The 15506-nt window shown below is 62.2% G+C and carries 15 protein-coding genes; 6 read left to right on the forward strand and 9 right to left on the reverse strand.

Features of this window, described 5'->3' with window-relative positions:
• Positions 1-3: 3 nt before the first annotated feature.
• On the reverse strand, positions 4-1035 hold the full coding sequence (locus AC1DWA_RS21540) for an ABC transporter substrate-binding protein (protein ID WP_225989526.1): 1032 nt from the start codon (positions 1033-1035) through the stop codon (positions 4-6).
• Positions 1036-1136: 101 nt separating this feature from the next.
• On the reverse strand, positions 1137-1496 hold the full coding sequence (locus AC1DWA_RS21545; protein ID WP_020969567.1) for a zinc ribbon domain-containing protein YjdM: 360 nt from the start codon (positions 1494-1496) through the stop codon (positions 1137-1139).
• 113 nt (positions 1497-1609) lie between these two features.
• Between AC1DWA_RS21545 and AC1DWA_RS21550 the strand changes: the two genes are divergently transcribed.
• The 4 genes from AC1DWA_RS21550 (at position 1610) to AC1DWA_RS21565 (ending at position 5407) form a co-directional block, all read left to right on the forward strand.
• A complete protein-coding gene (locus AC1DWA_RS21550; protein ID WP_024487257.1) occupies positions 1610-2242 on the forward strand; it encodes a TetR/AcrR family transcriptional regulator in 633 nt (210 codons plus the stop codon).
• 43 nt (positions 2243-2285) lie between these two features.
• On the forward strand, positions 2286-3857 hold the full coding sequence (locus AC1DWA_RS21555; protein ID WP_477917006.1) for an MDR family MFS transporter: 1572 nt from the start codon (positions 2286-2288) through the stop codon (positions 3855-3857).
• Between the two features lie 17 nt (positions 3858-3874).
• Positions 3875-4471 (forward strand): CHAP domain-containing protein, encoded by a 597-nt coding sequence (locus AC1DWA_RS21560; RefSeq protein ID WP_180279591.1) that lies wholly within the window; start codon positions 3875-3877, stop codon positions 4469-4471.
• Positions 4472-4678: 207 nt separating this feature from the next.
• A complete protein-coding gene (locus tag AC1DWA_RS21565; protein WP_477846748.1) occupies positions 4679-5407 on the forward strand; it encodes an HD domain-containing protein in 729 nt (242 codons plus the stop codon).
• Here AC1DWA_RS21565 and AC1DWA_RS21570 read toward each other — a convergent pair whose 3' ends face one another.
• Positions 5408-5779: a cupin domain-containing protein gene (locus AC1DWA_RS21570; RefSeq protein ID WP_020969562.1), complete on the reverse strand. Its 372-nt coding sequence runs from the start codon at positions 5777-5779 to the stop codon at positions 5408-5410.
• An 89-nt stretch (positions 5780-5868) separates the two neighbouring features.
• On the opposite strand from AC1DWA_RS21570, the gene AC1DWA_RS21575 reads away from it, so the two are divergent.
• On the forward strand, positions 5869-6687 hold the full coding sequence (locus AC1DWA_RS21575) for a helix-turn-helix domain-containing protein (protein ID WP_097387384.1): 819 nt from the start codon (positions 5869-5871) through the stop codon (positions 6685-6687).
• A 95-nt stretch (positions 6688-6782) separates the two neighbouring features.
• Here the strand turns inward: AC1DWA_RS21575 and AC1DWA_RS21580 are convergent, their stop codons facing one another.
• A complete protein-coding gene (locus tag AC1DWA_RS21580) occupies positions 6783-7436 on the reverse strand; it encodes a hypothetical protein (RefSeq protein ID WP_477846749.1) in 654 nt (217 codons plus the stop codon).
• Complete coding sequence (locus AC1DWA_RS21585; protein ID WP_283308943.1) at positions 7403-8458, reverse strand: LacI family DNA-binding transcriptional regulator; 1056 nt, start codon at positions 8456-8458, stop codon at positions 7403-7405. The genes AC1DWA_RS21580 and AC1DWA_RS21585 overlap by 34 nt, the downstream gene beginning before the upstream one ends.
• Positions 8459-8528: 70 nt before the next feature.
• Between AC1DWA_RS21585 and AC1DWA_RS21590 the strand changes: the two genes are divergently transcribed.
• Positions 8529-9758, forward strand: a complete 1230-nt coding sequence (locus AC1DWA_RS21590; protein ID WP_477846750.1) for an MFS transporter — start codon at positions 8529-8531, stop codon at positions 9756-9758.
• Here AC1DWA_RS21590 and AC1DWA_RS21595 read toward each other — a convergent pair.
• Genes AC1DWA_RS21595 through AC1DWA_RS21610 form a run of 4 tightly spaced genes read right to left on the reverse strand, consistent with a single transcriptional unit; the run spans position 9719 to position 15463 of the window.
• Positions 9719-10387, reverse strand: coding sequence for a class I SAM-dependent methyltransferase (locus tag AC1DWA_RS21595; protein WP_070386082.1), 669 nt, complete (start codon positions 10385-10387; stop codon positions 9719-9721). The genes AC1DWA_RS21590 and AC1DWA_RS21595 overlap by 40 nt on opposite strands.
• A 36-nt stretch (positions 10388-10423) precedes the next feature.
• Positions 10424-12967, reverse strand: coding sequence for a polynucleotide kinase-phosphatase (locus AC1DWA_RS21600; RefSeq protein WP_477917008.1), 2544 nt, complete (start codon positions 12965-12967; stop codon positions 10424-10426).
• Positions 12964-14388 (reverse strand): 3' terminal RNA ribose 2'-O-methyltransferase Hen1, encoded by a 1425-nt coding sequence (locus AC1DWA_RS21605; RefSeq protein WP_477917010.1) that lies wholly within the window; start codon positions 14386-14388, stop codon positions 12964-12966. The genes AC1DWA_RS21600 and AC1DWA_RS21605 overlap by 4 nt, the downstream gene beginning before the upstream one ends.
• A gap of 37 nt (positions 14389-14425) precedes the next feature.
• Complete coding sequence (locus AC1DWA_RS21610; protein WP_069146537.1) at positions 14426-15463, reverse strand: Rv2578c family radical SAM protein; 1038 nt, start codon at positions 15461-15463, stop codon at positions 14426-14428.
• Between the last annotated feature and the right edge of the window lie 43 nt (positions 15464-15506).

Raw genomic sequence — 15506 nt, forward strand, 5'->3', positions numbered from 1 at the left:
GAGTCAGCTGAAGATCCGCTCGATGTCGTCGAGTCGCAGCTCGGTCGCGCGAGGAGAATAGCCCGAGCCCCACAGGCTGTCGTCGACGTAATGGACGTTCCCCGAGCGGACAGCGGGAAGACGCTCCCAGAGCGGGTTCATTGCCAACTGCGCGCGGACGTCCTGCTGGTCCTGGAATGCACCCACGATGATCACGTCGCTGGTCACCTGATCGAGTTGCTCCGCTGTGAGTGTGCGGGTGAACTCCTCCGATGTAGCTCGATCGCCCGGGAAACCGAGAGCATCGAGAAGAGCGTCGACCTGGTTGTAGACGACACCGTTTTCGCCGGTACGCAGCAGCGTCACCGACGGTAGCGAGCCGAGGGCCGAGAGCCGATCCTTGATTGTGAGGAGGCGCTCTTCCGTTCTCGCGTTCAATTCCGCAGCAGCTTCTTCCCGTCGGACCGCGACGCCCATCGAGGTGACCAACTTCTTCATCTCGTCCCACGTGAGGTACCCGTTGAAGCCGGCGAACACTGGAACACCGGTCGCAGAGAGTTCGTCGTAGGACTTTGCCGCATAAGCATTTCCGGCGGTCAGGAGCATGACGATCAGATCCGGCGACGCGCCGATGATCGCTTCCTTGTTCCACGTTCCCGCCGTGCCGAGGTTCGGGATGTTCGCCGCCTCCGGCATCGTGCGCAACACCGCGTCGCCGCCCACCCCTTCGAGACCGAAGAAGCCGCCGACGATCTTCTCCGGCGGCACACCGAGGTCGAGGACCGTCGCCATGGCGCTGACGTGGGCGATGACCATTCGCTGCGGATCCGACGGAATCTCGACTCTGCCCGTCTCATCCTGCACTGTGACGAGACCACTTGGCGCCGAGCCGTTTTCGTCGCTGCTGCACGCTGCCAGCAATGTCGCAGCCGCGACACCGAGCCCGGCGCCGAGGAATCCCCTGCGTGTCAGCGCATCGACGATGCGTTCCCACTGCTCGTCTGTATCGAGTGTGGTGTTATCGAGTGCGGGCGCCAGGCAGATCGAGTTCGGCACAGTTCGGTCCATTCGTTCGAGCGGTCGAAGATCTCCTCGATTGTGGCTATCGAACCGTCGAAACTGAACAGGATTTCGAGCCGACATCTATCGCTGTCCGGTCACACCTTCTTGACGACGCTCGACTTCAATTGCATCGGTCCGATGCCGTCGACCTTGCAGTCGATGTCGTGGTCGCCAACGCCCTGAACAAGGCGGATGTTGCGCACTTTCGTACCTGACTTGATGCCGGTCGGACTGCCCTTCACCTTGAGCGTCTTGACGACCGTCACCGTGTCTCCGTCCGCAAGGATGTTGCCTACGGCATCTTTCACCACACCCAGTTTCACCACACCCGAGTCCTCGCCGGCACTATCGGTCGGCGCCCACTCGTGCGCGCAGGACGGGCAGACCATCAACGCGCCCATCTCGTAGGTGTATTCGCCGGCGCATTCGGGGCAAGGGGGCAAGGTGTCTTCCACGCGGTTCATCCTATCCACCAGGCACCCGATCCCCATTTTTGCATTTCATGAGGCATTCTTGGGCGAAATATTGCATTCGATGAAACTTTGCACTCTGTGCAATTATGGATGAAATGGGAACCGAAACTCTCGGATTGCGCGAACGAAAACGAATTGCGACGAGGCAGCTGATCGAGCACACTGCCGTCGAACTCGTCCTCGACCTGGGCTATGACGAAGTGACCGTCGAGAAGATCTGCGAGGCCTGCAATCTGTCGACCCGCACGTTCTTCAACTACTTCCCCACCAAGGACGCGGCGATCGGTGGGCTCATGCTCGTCGTGCCAAGTGAGGCAACCATGCTCACGCTCATCGGCGAGCACCCGGACGATCCGCTGCGCGGCGCCCTCGCGGTCTTCGAGGCGGCGATGCAGATCGTCGACGAGCGACCCGATCTGCTCGCGCATCGACGCGAATTGTTCGAACGTCATCCCACGCTGTTGCAACAACATCTGGCCACCTTCCACGATCTTGAAGACACGCTCACCCGGATCCTCACGCGGGAGTTGTCGCACAGAACCGAGTATCGCCGCCTGCACTCGGATACAGCCGCTGCCGACGAAGCCACGGCAACGGTCATCACCGCAGGCGCCGCGATGCGTTACGTCTTCCGAAAATGGCAGAACAGTGAACGGGCAAGCCCCAGAACCGACTTGCTTGATCCGGCACTACTCCTGATGGCTCGAATACTCAGGTCCGAGAGCTGATCCACACTCTCTCGCACCAGCTGTCACTCAACTAAGGAACTACATGTCCACTCGAGAAGCTGCGACCGTCGAGCCCGACGGCACGCATACCGATACCGAGGCCGCGCCGGACAAACGGTCGATCATCCTCGTTTTTGTCGGGCTTATGATCACGATGCTTCTGGCATCGCTCGACCAGATGATCTTCAGCACCGCGCTCCCGACCATCGTGGGTGAATTGAACGGCGTCAACCACATGGTCTGGGTGACGACGGCATACATCCTCGCCTCGACCGTCATGATGCCGGTGTACGGAAAACTCGGTGACCTGATCGGGCGCAAGGGCCTCTTCATCGGCGCCATCAGCATTTTCATCGTCGGTTCGGTGATCGGCGGTCTGTCCCACGACATGACCACACTCATCGCTGGTCGAGCCGTGCAAGGACTCGGCGGCGGCGGATTGATCCTGCTGTCCCAGGCGATCATCGCCGACGTCGTCCCCGCCAGGCAACGCGGCCGGTACATGGGTGCGATGGGCGGCGTGTTCGCACTGGCTTMGGTTGCCGGCCCCCTTCTCGGTGGATGGTTCACCGAGGGCATCGGCTGGCGCTGGGCATTCTGGATCAACATCCCCCTCGGGCTCCTCGCCATCGCGAGCGCAATGGCATTCCTTCACCTGCGGAAGCCGAACCTCGGCAAGCCTCGCATCGACTATCTGGGAATGGTCTTGGTCGCAACGGCCGCAACCTGTCTGATCCTGTTCACCACTTGGGGCGGCAACACCTACGCCTGGGGGTCAGGCGTCATCATCGGGTTGATCATCGGCTGCATCGTGACCGCAGTGGCGTTTGTCTTCGTCGAGAAGCGTGCTGACGAACCGGTAATTCCGATGCACCTGTTCGCTCAACGAAACTTCGTGTTGACCACGGTCGCGGGTCTGATCATCGGCATCGCGATGTTCGGTGCGCTCGCCTACCTGCCGACCTACATCCAGATGGTGACCGGTAAGAACGCCACCGAAGCAGGACTGATGATGATTCCGATGATGGCAGGCCTGCTGGTCGCCTCCATCGGATCCGGTCAGCTGGTCAGCAAGACCGGCCGCTACAAGATCTTCCCCATCGTCGGAACATCCATCGTCGCAGTCGCTCTTGTCCTGCTCTCACGTCTGACGCCGTCGACCTCACTGCTGGTCTTCGGTTGCTACATCGCACTCATGGGTATCGGCCTCGGCCTCGTCATGCAGATCTTGATCTTGATCGTGCAAAACACCTTCCCCGCGGCCGAAGTGGGAACGGCCACCGCGTCGAACAACTTCTTTCGTCAGATCGGTGCGTCGTTGGGCAGCGCGATCGTGGGCAGCCTGTTCGCCTCGCGTCTGACCAATCTCCTGGCCGAGCGACTCCCGGCGAATGGCGGCGCGGTCGGTGGTGACGAGAACTCCTTGACCCCGGGAATCCTCTGGAAGTTGCCCAGCCAGGTTCGCGAGATCATCGTCGGTGCGTACAACGACGCGCTGGCGCCGATCTTCCTGTATCTCGTCCCCTTGGTCATCGCGGCAGTTGTCCTGTTGCTCTTCGTCAAGGAGAAGCCACTCGCGACAACGATCGATCGCTCGGCACCCCCGCTCGACTAATTGACTATCGTGGCGTGATGTCGCACGCACCGAATACGCCCAGACGCACTCTCGCTGTTCTGGGCGTATTCGGCGTTGTGGTGGTCGTAGTTGTCGCCGGCGCACTGTGGTGGTTCGCGCGCGGCGACGACGCTCTTGCCGGCGAGAATCTCGATTCGTTCCCGGCCGTCGACCACAGCATTCTCAGCGCTCAGCAGAGTGCGCTACTGGGCGTCCTCGAGCAGGAGTGGGAGTCAGGGAGTCCCGGCACCAAATACGCCGAGGGTGTCGAAGAATCGTGGTGTGCCGATTTCGTGAGCTGGTCGATGAACCAGATCGGCACGCCGTTCTCGAACCCCAACTCAGGGTCGTGGCGCATCCCCGGGGTGTACACGCTGCAGGAGTATTACGAGTCCGTCGACGCGTTTGTCCCCTACGGTCAGGACTACCAGCCCAAGGTCGGCGACACGATCCTGTACGGCGACTCGAGCCCCTTCGGCCAACACGTCAACGTCGTTCTGGTCAACGACGGCGGCACTCTGACGACCGTCGGCGGCAACGAGAACAACAAGGTCATGCTCCATCGCATCGTCCCGTCGGAAGTCCCGGGGATCGTCGGGTTCGGCGTCATCTGAGCCACCCCCGCCGTCGTTGCTTGATGGTTCTTGCGATGTGCAGAGGTGAGGCTACAGATTCGGGGTTGCCGTTGGATGGCACTTGCTATCAACCAATATTCGGATAATTCCGTGTTTCCGTCATTGACAGATATTAGACATCTGTGAAGAAGTTTCCCTGCCAACTAGATTCGTATCCAGCTGTCCCCCACCCAGAACAGGAATTCGATGCGCCCTGGTGAGCTCACCACTCTCGAGCAGATACAACTCATGGCCCGCGCGGCTGCTACGCAGGCCATGAGCACGCCGTCGATGCTCTGGCTGCGGCTCGGCCGCTACCCCACTCGCACACCCGAGCTGCGCAAACGCCCACTCCCGGACACCAAGCTGTGCAGCGAAGCGCTCGATCACGCCAGAGGAACCCTCTCCCCCGCGGTCTTGAACCACAGCCTGCGCTGCTGGATCTGGGCCGACGCCTTCGCGCAGATCGATGCGATCGAGTACGACCCCGAAGATCTCTTCACTGCGTGCGCCCTTCACGATGTCGGACTGGGCGCAGAAGGATCGGCCGAGCACGGGTGTTTCACCTACATCAGTGCCGCAGACGCAGAAGAACTCGCGACCCGAGTGGGAACTTCGGAGAGGTCGGTACGGCGAATCGGCGAAGCGATCCGTCTGCACATGGATCTGACCGTCGACCGCGGCGCGGGCGCTGACGCCTATCTACTGCATGCCGCAGCGCATTTCGACGTTGCCGGTCGGCGTGCGCCCGAAATTCCGCGAGCAACTGTTCATGCAACAATCGCGGAGTACCCGCGAACAGGGTTCACCGACGAGTTCGCGCAATCGATGCGGCGCGAGGTCGAGCTCCGTCCGCACTCTCGCGCGGCGACGCTCTGGAGATCGGGAATGGCCCTGCCGTTGCGTACCAATCCCCTGGATTGGAAGAGCCGGTAACTACGAAAAGTCCTCGAGCACTGCAGTTCGCGGTCCTCCGACGTTCCCGGTATTCACCACGCCGACGGGTTCGATCAACATCACCTCCGCTTCTTCCTCGGCGATCGGGCAATGTTCGACTCCGCGAGGTACCACGAACAGTTCACCGGGCCCCAGTGGAACATCGCCGTTTCGGAGTTGGATTCGAATCTGCCCCTTCGTCACCAGGAACATTTCGTCGGTGTCGGTGTGGGAGTGCCAGACGAATTCACCTTTGATCTTGACGATCTTGATCTCGTAATCATTGAGGACCGCAATCTTCTTGGGCGACCAGTGCTCGGTGAACTGACCGAACTTCTCGCGGAGCGATACCGCTGTTGCCGAACTGTTCATGTTGTTCCTCCCTCGGGCGCGCCACCACCGCGATGACGACCCCGCCACTCTTCGTCACCCGCGGCAGCTGCGTCTTGTACGTTTCTGACATGGATCCCCGCGGCGCACAGATCACCGCGTGGGCACCGGGCCTCGCGGGAATCACCGAGGTCTTCCATGCCGATTTCGTCGGACACGCCTATCCCAAACACACGCACGATCAGTGGTCTCTGATGCTCGTCGACCGCGGCACGATTGCATACGACCTCGATCATCGCGCTCATGGCGCAGCACCCGAGATCGTGACTCTGTTGCCGCCAGGCATCGCACACGACGGAGTTCCGGTCACCGAGGCCGGATTTCGTCAACGAATCCTTTACCTCGACACGTCAGTTCTCGGCGAGGTCCTCATAGGCCCGGCGGTGGACAGCCCCGAGATTCGAGACCCTCTACTGCGCCACCGCATCGATCAACTGCACTCTGCACTCGGCCCGGACGGCGAATCACTCGAAGCCGAAAGTCGCCTGAGGTTCCTCGCTGAAAGATTGAACAAGATCCTCACACCGGCCACAGGTCGATCCCTTCACACGCCGACCGTTGACGAACGCGTTGCCGATCAACTTCGGGACCTGCTCGATGCGCGACTCACAACGGGAATCACGATGCGGGAAGCGTCGAACATCCTGCAACGGAACCCCACGTATCTGATCAAGAACTTCGCGAAGCATTTCGGGCTTCCGCCTCACAAGTACGTGACGGGACGTCGGATCGATCTGGCGCGACGCGCAATCCTCGCCGGGCGCGAATTGGCGGACGTGGCCGTCGACGTCGGATTCCACGATCAATCCCACCTGTCGCGGCACTTCGTCAAGCATGTCGGGGCGCCGCCCGGTAAATACGCACTGAACGTGGTCGGCAGAGCGCGCTAGTCGAAGCACCTGGCACCGGTTTCGTCGAGCAGACACTGGTTCCGGTCAGCTGGTGCCTGTGTCCACTGAATGAAAACGGTGTCAGGTCCCAACGATCAAGCAGCCGTCTCGAGGTCGACCAGGAGGAGGTCCTCGCGCCGCGGCCCGTATTCACGATCGGTCAGCTGATACGAGCGCAACGCGCGAGGCGCGCGGGCCAATTCGTAGAACCGCTCGGACCCGGACACGAACTGCCTCGATGCCCAACCCCAGTTCGGGCCGTGCGGAAACTTCGGGTCGGGCAGCATGTCGGACTCCATCGACATCAGCCGTAGACGGCGAACCACTCCGGTAGTGGAGGCATTCTCGTCGAAATCGGTCCACGCCTGACGGGCATTTGTGTCGTCACGAGGAGTTCCGGCGCGTAGTTGCAAAGCGCCCGCGGCTTCGATCCGAGACGGCAACGGTAGTTCGGCGTCGAACATGAATTGCAGTGCGCCGACGCGAGCGATCGCCGGCTGGACCGGCTCCCGGATGTCYGACCCCTCGCAAGGCAGTCTCCACATCAATGGTTTCGAACTCGTTCGCACTTCCGCCGTCAAGAGCCACGCCGGCTCGACTACCGCCCACCTGCTCGGGCTGTCGACATTCCAGGAGAGTCCCCACCGGACGGTCTCCCCCAATTCCGGAGGAACGAACCACCGAAGACTCAGAGCGTCGACCACTACCGGCGTGATCATCGTGTCGAAGTTCGCCGACGCACCGACCACTCGACCGGCTCCACCGCATCGTCCAGCCCGAGAACCACGCGAGCTGCATTGCGCCCTTGATCAAACAGGGACTGGCGAACTGTGGTCAAGCCGGCGTCCGATGCGGCTGTTGTGTCGTCCCATCCGACGACTGCGACATCGTCGGGCAGCGCGAGGCCGAGTTCACGGATCGCGTCCAGAACCCCCAGAGCCAGTTCGTCACTCATCGCCAAGATGACATCGGGCCTTCGGCCCTCGGGAACGTCGAGAAGGGACCGAGCCATCCGCGCACCCTCGCTCCGCTCGTTGACGGTGACGACCCCCACCCGCACCGAGGGCCAATCGAGGCCCGCGTCGCGGACGGCGCGCTCGTAGCCCTCGAGCCGATGGCGGGACACCGGAAAGAAGGCTTCACTTGAAACCACGTCCATCCGAATCTCGGACCGACGCTCACGATCCCACGGAAGGCTGATCACCGCGGGCCGCTGCGCCCCCGACAACCCGACTGCCGCGATCGCAACGGCGCCGGCAACATCGTCCATCCCGACGAGATCCACACCCTCGTGCAACGGCCCACCCTGGATGCATGCGGGTTTTCCGGTGCCGACAATCGCGTCGAGGATGGGATCGTCGAAGACGGTGGTCCAGACGACAAAACCGTCTACTGCCGCGTCGCGAACTCTGTCGACGTCTCCCGGTTTCCCCGAGTTCGGCAGCATCATCAGCCCGGCGTTCGCATCCAGGCACGCTTCGGCGACTCCCGAGAGGAATCGCCGAGCTACTGCGTCTTCGAAGGCGTACGTCAGCTTCTCGCTGAAGACGACCGCGATGTTGTTGAATTTCCCGCTCCGCAAGGACTGCGCCGCCCGGTTAGGGCCCGCGTACTCGAGCTCTTCGGCGGCGGCGAACACCTTGGCTCGCGTTGATTCAGACACGCGCTCGGGCTGTGCGAAGGAGTACGACACCGACATCACCGACACGCCTGCGGCCTTGGCGACGTCGGCCATCGTCGGTCGACTCGAACGCTGCGCACGTATGGCCATGAGCATCAGCATAGCGAGTGCAAAATATCCATTGCGCAGGTGTGTATCGATACATGTATCGTTACACAACATGACTGTTCGACTGCCGAAGGCAACCACGCTACGGCTGATGACACTGGCCGGAGCAGCCTTCGCCTACGTGACGGCCGAAATGCTCCCCGTCGGACTGCTCAGCGAAATCTCGACGGACCTCGACGTCACCGAAGGGCGTGTCGGCCTACTGCTGACCTTCTACGCATACGGTGTCGCGGTCTTGACGCTTCCGCTGATCGGAGCGGTCAAAACCTGGCCGCGCCGACGCGTTGTCGTTCTGACGGTGGCCACCCTCGCGGTGTCGCAACTGGTCGCAGCATTGGCCGTCAACTATCCGATGCTGGTGATCGGACGATTGCTCTGCGCTGCGACGCACGGAGTGTTCTGGGCTGTCGTTGCCCCGGTCGCAGCCACTCTGGTTCCGCGCGGACAACAGGGCAAGGCAATCGCGATGGTGTATGCCGGTACGTCTCTCGCATTTGTTCTCGGAGGTCCACTGTCTTCGGCGATCGGCCAGTCCTGGGGTTGGCGGACTGCGTCGGCGGCAATCGGCGCGGTGGCAGTGGTCATCGCTTTCTCACTGCATCGTGCGTTGCCCGAAATGTCGGTCGATCAACACCATCGGAGCAAGCGAGACAAGCCGAAGCCGACACCGGAGATGAAACGGGCACTCGCCGTCATCTGCGCGGCAACGCTGTTTGCCGCCCTGGGGCAGTTCGCTTCGTACACGTTCTTCACACTTCTGGTGGAGGAAAGCCTCGGCTCGTCCGGTGGCATCCGTACCGCGATGCTTCTGGTCTACGGCGCCGCCGGCGCAGTCGGAGTGTGGGTCGCCGGCAAGTACTACGACCGCCGACCGCGTCTCTTCACGCTCATCTCGATCGCGACGGTGGCAGGCGCGCTGGCCATCTTCTGGCTCTTGGCGCCGTCGATGGGAGCGTTCGCCGTCGTCGCCACGATCTTGTGGGGTGCGGCGTTCACCACCGTTCCGATCTGCCTCCAATCCTCGGTTCTGCGCGCCGTTCCGATCGGGACCGACCGAGCCTCCGCCGTCTACGTCGTCGTGTTCCAGATCGCGATTGCAACGGGCGCTCTGCTCGGCTCTGCCGTCGTCGACGGTGGCGGGCTCTCACATCTGGCGGGCATCGGGGCCACTCTGATGATCGGTTCGTTGGTGATAGTCGGGTTCGGCCGACGCGCATTTCCCCGCGAACCGCAGCGGTCTACTCACTCCCCCACCGACGCGGCAGCGACGGTCGCGTCGTAGATCAGGGTGTATCGCCAGAACAGTCGTCTCCTGATCCGGCTACCTGGCAAACACAACGCGGCCGCGCGTCGGACGTCAGCCATCGACTCACCCGGTTCCGCGGTGGGAGCCGTCATCGCCTTCAGTGGCTCGGAGGCAACCCGTCGATGCTTGACGACGCCGACGACGGGATTGCACACGGTCGCCAACACCGACAGGAGTGCGTCGGTGGCTGTGGTCGATCGATAACACCCGACCACGACGAGCCGGCCGCCCGGTTCGAGCAGGCCGCTCAGCCGCTTCATCGACTCCTCGAGTGGAAGATGGTGCAACGCTGCAACGACTGTGATCGCGTCGTACTTCGCCTCGTATGCAAAGTCCTCGATCCGCCGCGCTTCGATGATCACGTTCTCGTCGTCGACAAACCTTGCGCGCACGGCGGCCGACGTCGTCAGGTCAGGTTCCACACCGACCACCACGTCGAACCGCCGCCGCAAGAGGTCGATCAGATTGCCGGTCCCGCTCCCCACGTCGAGAGCGCGACCGGACCTGACCCCGCGCAGATTACGTAGAACCCACCGGCCGTAGTGATCGTTGTGACTCCACGGATGGCGTCGGTTGAAACCGTCCAAGCGCGCAATCACACCCATACCCGACGGTATCAATCCGAGCCCGGGCACCGGCCGTCACAACCGCGGGTCGACCGGCTCCGATTCGAGAGCCAACACTGCGAACACGGCCTGGTGCGCTCGCCACAAAGGTTCACGGTCGACGAGCCTGGATACCGCCTCCATGCCGAGCGCGTACTCGCGCAGCGCCATCGACTGCTTGTGTCCGAGGTTGCGGTTACGCAATCTCGCAAGAGTCGACGGTTCGAGGTAGTCGGCACCGTAGATCAATCGCAGGTACTCCCGGCCGCGGACCTTGATCCCCGGCTGAACCTTCGCGTTGTACCCCCGCGGTCCGTGAATCTGATTCGCCAGCGGTTTGACGACCATCCCCTCACCACCGTCACCGGTGAGTGACTCCCACCACTTCGTCGCTTCGGACACCGAGTCTTCGGAACCGAGATCGACCACCAGGCGACGTGTAGTGGTAAATCGATTCGGGTCGGCCGCGGCCAGGCGGTCCGAAATACCGAGGTGCCATTCGTGATCCCGTTCCCCGTACGACTTGCCCTCGGCCGCCAGAATCTGGAACGGCGCGATGGTGACGCCGTCCAGTCCGTTCGTCGGCCACACGTACCGTCGGTAGGCCTCTCCGAAGCGCTCGATACTGGCGGCCCGAACAGTTGTCTGTTCGAACATCTCCGCCACGTCCAGGCCCCGCGCCCCGGCCTGCGCCAACACGGCCTCGCGAGCTGTGAGGTCTGATCGCCCGGCCGCCGCGACCGACGCGTACTGCGAGCGCAGCAGACCTTCCGCTTTGACGTTCCACGGCAACAGTTCGCAGTCGAGGAGCAGCCAGTCGGTGCCCAACTCTTCCCACAACCCAGCGGAGGTGACTGCGGCGGCGATGTCGTCGATCAACTGCTGAGTCAGGTCGTCGTCGAAGAACTGGCGGCCGGTGCGGGTGTGCACCATCCCGGTGAGCGCATCCGGTGCGTCGAAGCGGGACTGAGCAACCGATCGATCACGGCACACGAGCACCACTGCCCGCGAACCCATGTGCTTCTCTTCGCAGATCACTGTTCCGATTCCGCCGGCCCGGTATGCGTCGAACGCGGTCGACGGGTGTTCCAGATAATCATCGGATTGGGCGCTCGCGCAGGGCGCCATGGTCGGCGGTAGGTACCGCAGCCATTGCGGCGCGACGGCGAATCGGCTCATCACTTCCAAGGCGCCGGCAGCGTTGTCGGTGCGAACGGACACTCGACCGCGCAGTTCGGTGTCGACGCCTGTTGTTTCGAGGACGTCGGCGAGATCGAGCACGTCCGGATCGCGAGTCGGCGGTGCCAGCGGTACCACCGGCTCGTACCAAACCTGCTTCGCCGGAACCGACACGATCTCTCGTTCCGGGTATCGAAGGGCGGTGAGGGATCCACCGAACACGCAGCCGGTGTCGAGGCACGCGGTGTTGTTGATCCATTCCACCTCGTGCACCGGAGTGTGACCGTAGAGGACCATCGCTGATCCTCGGTAGTCCTGCGCCCACGGGTACCGAACGGGCAAGCCGAATTCGTCCGTCTCACCGGTGGTTTCACCGTAGAGCGCAAAGCTTCGCACTCGGCCGGACGCCCTGTTGTGGTAGTCCTCCTTGAGACCGGCGTGCGCGACAACGAGTTTGCCGTCGTCCAGGACGAGGTGCGCGACGAGACCGTCACAGAAGTCGACGACGCTTTCGCGGAACTCCGCCGACTCGGTGGCCATCTGCTCGAGGGTCTCGGCGAGTCCGTGACTCGGCGTGACCTTCTTACCGCGCAGCGCCTTGACGAGTTTGTTCTCGTGGTTACCCGGAACCGCTATCGCATGTCCCGCCGCGACCATCCCCATGACCAGACGCAGCACACCGACCGAATCCGGACCTCGATCCACGTAGTCACCGAGGAAGACGGCAGTTCGCCCGTCCGGCGGCACCGCATCGACAGCTCTGCCATCCGTCCCGAAGTCGACGGTGTAGCCGAGTTTCACGAGGAGCGTCTCGAGCTCACTTCGACATCCGTGGATGTCACCGATGACGTCGAACGGACCACGCTCGACACGCAGATCGCTGCGGAGCGGGTGGCGCAAGAATGTGGCTTCGGAAACCGCGTCCTCACCTCTGAGGATGTGAACCGAACAGAAACCTTCCTTACCCAACCCGCGGAGCGAGCGAGTCAACTGTTGGTGCTGGCGGCGAATCACGTCGCGTCCGAACGTCCGGTCAGAGCGAGCGTCGTTTCGTGCAGAGCAGACCGATTCCAGAACATCGAGCACGACTGCCACCGGCAGTATGTCGTGCTCGCGAGCCAACGCAACGAGTCGCTTGCGCGCAGCGGGCTGGACGTTGGTCGCGTCGATCACCGTGAGGCGTCCGCGTCGCAAACGCTTGGCCGCGACGAACTCCAGCACTTCGAAAGCATCGGACGTCGACTCCTGTGAGTTCGGATCGTCACTGACCCACCCTCTGAATGTGTCACTCGAGAGGGTTTCGTACTCACCGAAGTGGCGCGCCGCAAAGGTCGACTTTCCCGAGCCACTGACGCCGATGAGTACTACCAGGGCGAGATCTGGAATCTCGTACACCGTCATGACGTTCGTGCCTCCTTCGTGAAGATTGCCATCTGTGTCGGCCCGCCGAGGACCGGATCAATTGCTCCGATAAATTCGAACTCCACGCAATAGCCGTGGACTCGGGCCGTTTCGGTTGCCCAGTCGTCGAATTGGGTCCGTGAGAACTCGAACCTGTGATCGGGGTGCCTGAACTCTCCCGCGGCCAATGCCGGATACAGCACGTTGTAGTCGGCATTCGGAGTAGTCAGCAGCACATACTGCGGTGCTGCGTCCACGAAGACCGATCTGACCAGCGCCGGCAGGCGCGCCGTGTCTACGTGCTCGACCACCTCCATCAGCACGGCTGCGTCGAAGCCTTTCAAGCGTGCGTCGCGGTACGTCGCGGACGACTGCATCAAAGACACACGTTCACGCTGGACGTCGGACATTTCGGTGAACTTCAATCTGCGTTGCGCCCGGGTCAGTTCGCGCGCGCTCACATCGACGCCGACAAGTTTGTCGAATCGAGCGTGCGGCATCAGCGCCTCGAGCAATTTACCTTCGCCACAACCGATGTCGACAATTGTTCTCACGTGCAGTCGCTGAAGCGTCGCCAAAACTGCGTCGACGCGAAGGCGTGCCAGCGGCGGATCCGGTCTCGGTGCTTCGATCTGCGCCTCAGCTTGTTCGGGAATCAGTCGATCGACCACCGATTCGACCAGGTCGCGTCGACGAGCCAGGTAGCGGGACATGATCAGCGCGGAATCCGGATGCGACGCCAACCACTCTCCAGCGACGCGGATCAATTTGTCTGCCTCGTCAGGTCCCACCCAGTAGTGCTTCACATCGTCGAGGACGGGCAACAGCACGTAGAGGTGCCGTAGGGCACTCTGCACCGTGTGTTCCCCGGTCAGTGTCAGCGACACGAAGTCGGAGTTTCCCCACGTCGGTAGGTGCGGATCAAGCTGCACCGGTAWCGCGGTCACGTCCCAGCCCAGCGGCTCGAACAGCCGACGAGGCAATTCCGCATCGCCGCCACACGGAACCACCGGAATCGAGAAGGTCAACGCGAGTTCGGCTCCGACGAGTTCCGGGTGCGACTTGCACGTTCCCGTCAACGCGGTGCGAAACAGCTTCGATAGAGCAACCGAGAGTATGGACGACGCCGCATACGGCCGATCGTTGACGTACTCCCCCAGCGAAAAGTTGTCGCCACTCTTGCCGCGTCGATACCTACTCTGCACAAGTTCGATGGGGTCGACGTCCACAATCACTGCCACCGTGGTCTTTTCGGCCGTGGCCTCCGGGTACAGAACCGTGGCGGTGCCGATCGCCAAGTCGAAGCTTTGCACGCGGTCGGGATGTTTGTGCAGCAGGTAGCTCAACGCGGTCGCATCAGGAGTCTGCGGGGTCGGGGTGGACGTCAGTGTGAGTAGCACCAGGCGAATGTAGCCCGGCAAACGTCCGGGGCGCCTCCGATTTACGCGCCCGCGGCCGTCAGAACAAGGTGAGAGCTGCTCCCGCACCCACCAGTTCCCGAGGCGCCTCACGCGATTCACTGCCAGCTGCACTGACATCTCGATGCTCCGAACGACCACCCAACCCATGACGCTCGACCAATGGCTCGACACGGCTTGCGAGCCAACGCTTGTATTCGGGAGTGACATACGCACCCCGCCCGTACAGCTCGCGGTAGCGACGGATGAGTGCCGGATGTTCCTGAGCAAGCCAATTCATGAACCAACCCCGAGTACTCCCCCGCAGGTGCATCGGGAAGACCGTCACACTCGTCGCACCGGCTTCGGACAGTGCCTCGAACAGACCGTCGAGGTGACTGGTGGAATCGGTGAGGAACGGAATGACCGGCGCCACCATGACATTGCACGAGAATCCCGCGTCGGTGATGGCCCGGATCATCTCGAGACGCGCCCGCGGTGACGGGGTACCAGGCTCGATCTGCTTCTGAAGTGCAGCGTCGTTGATCGCCAATGACACTCCGATTCCGACGTCGACCTGCGCCGCCGCCATCTTCAACAGCGGCAGGTCCCGTCGGAGCAGAGTTCCCTTCGTCAAGATCGAGAAGGGAGTTCCCGATTCGGTCAACGCGCGAATAATGCCGGGCATCAAGCGGTATCGGCCCTCCGCTCGCTGATAAGGATCAGTGTTGGTACCCAGTGCCACTGCCTCCCGTTTCCAGGACTTTCGCGCCAATTCCTTGCGGAGCACCGCGGCAATGTTCGTCTTCACGACCACTTGGGAATCGAAATCCGCGCCGGCGTCGAGGTCGAGGTACTCGTGACTCGGTCTCGCGAAGCAATATCGGCATGCGTGCGAGCAACCACGAAAAGCGTTGACGGTGAAGCTGAACGGCAACGTCGACTCTTCGGGCATCTTGTTGAGCGCGCTCTTGCAGAGCACCTCGTGAAACGTGATTCCCTCGAACTCGGGAGTCTGCACGGAGCGAACCAACCCGGCCCGTTCGAGTCCGGGTAGCGCTCCGTCATCTGCATCCAATGCCTGACCCGACCACCTCATGGCCCCAAGTCGAACACTTGTTCTAAGGTATGTCAAGATGGAG

It is taken from the genome of Rhodococcus sp. P4_F3_2, assembly GCF_056401335.1.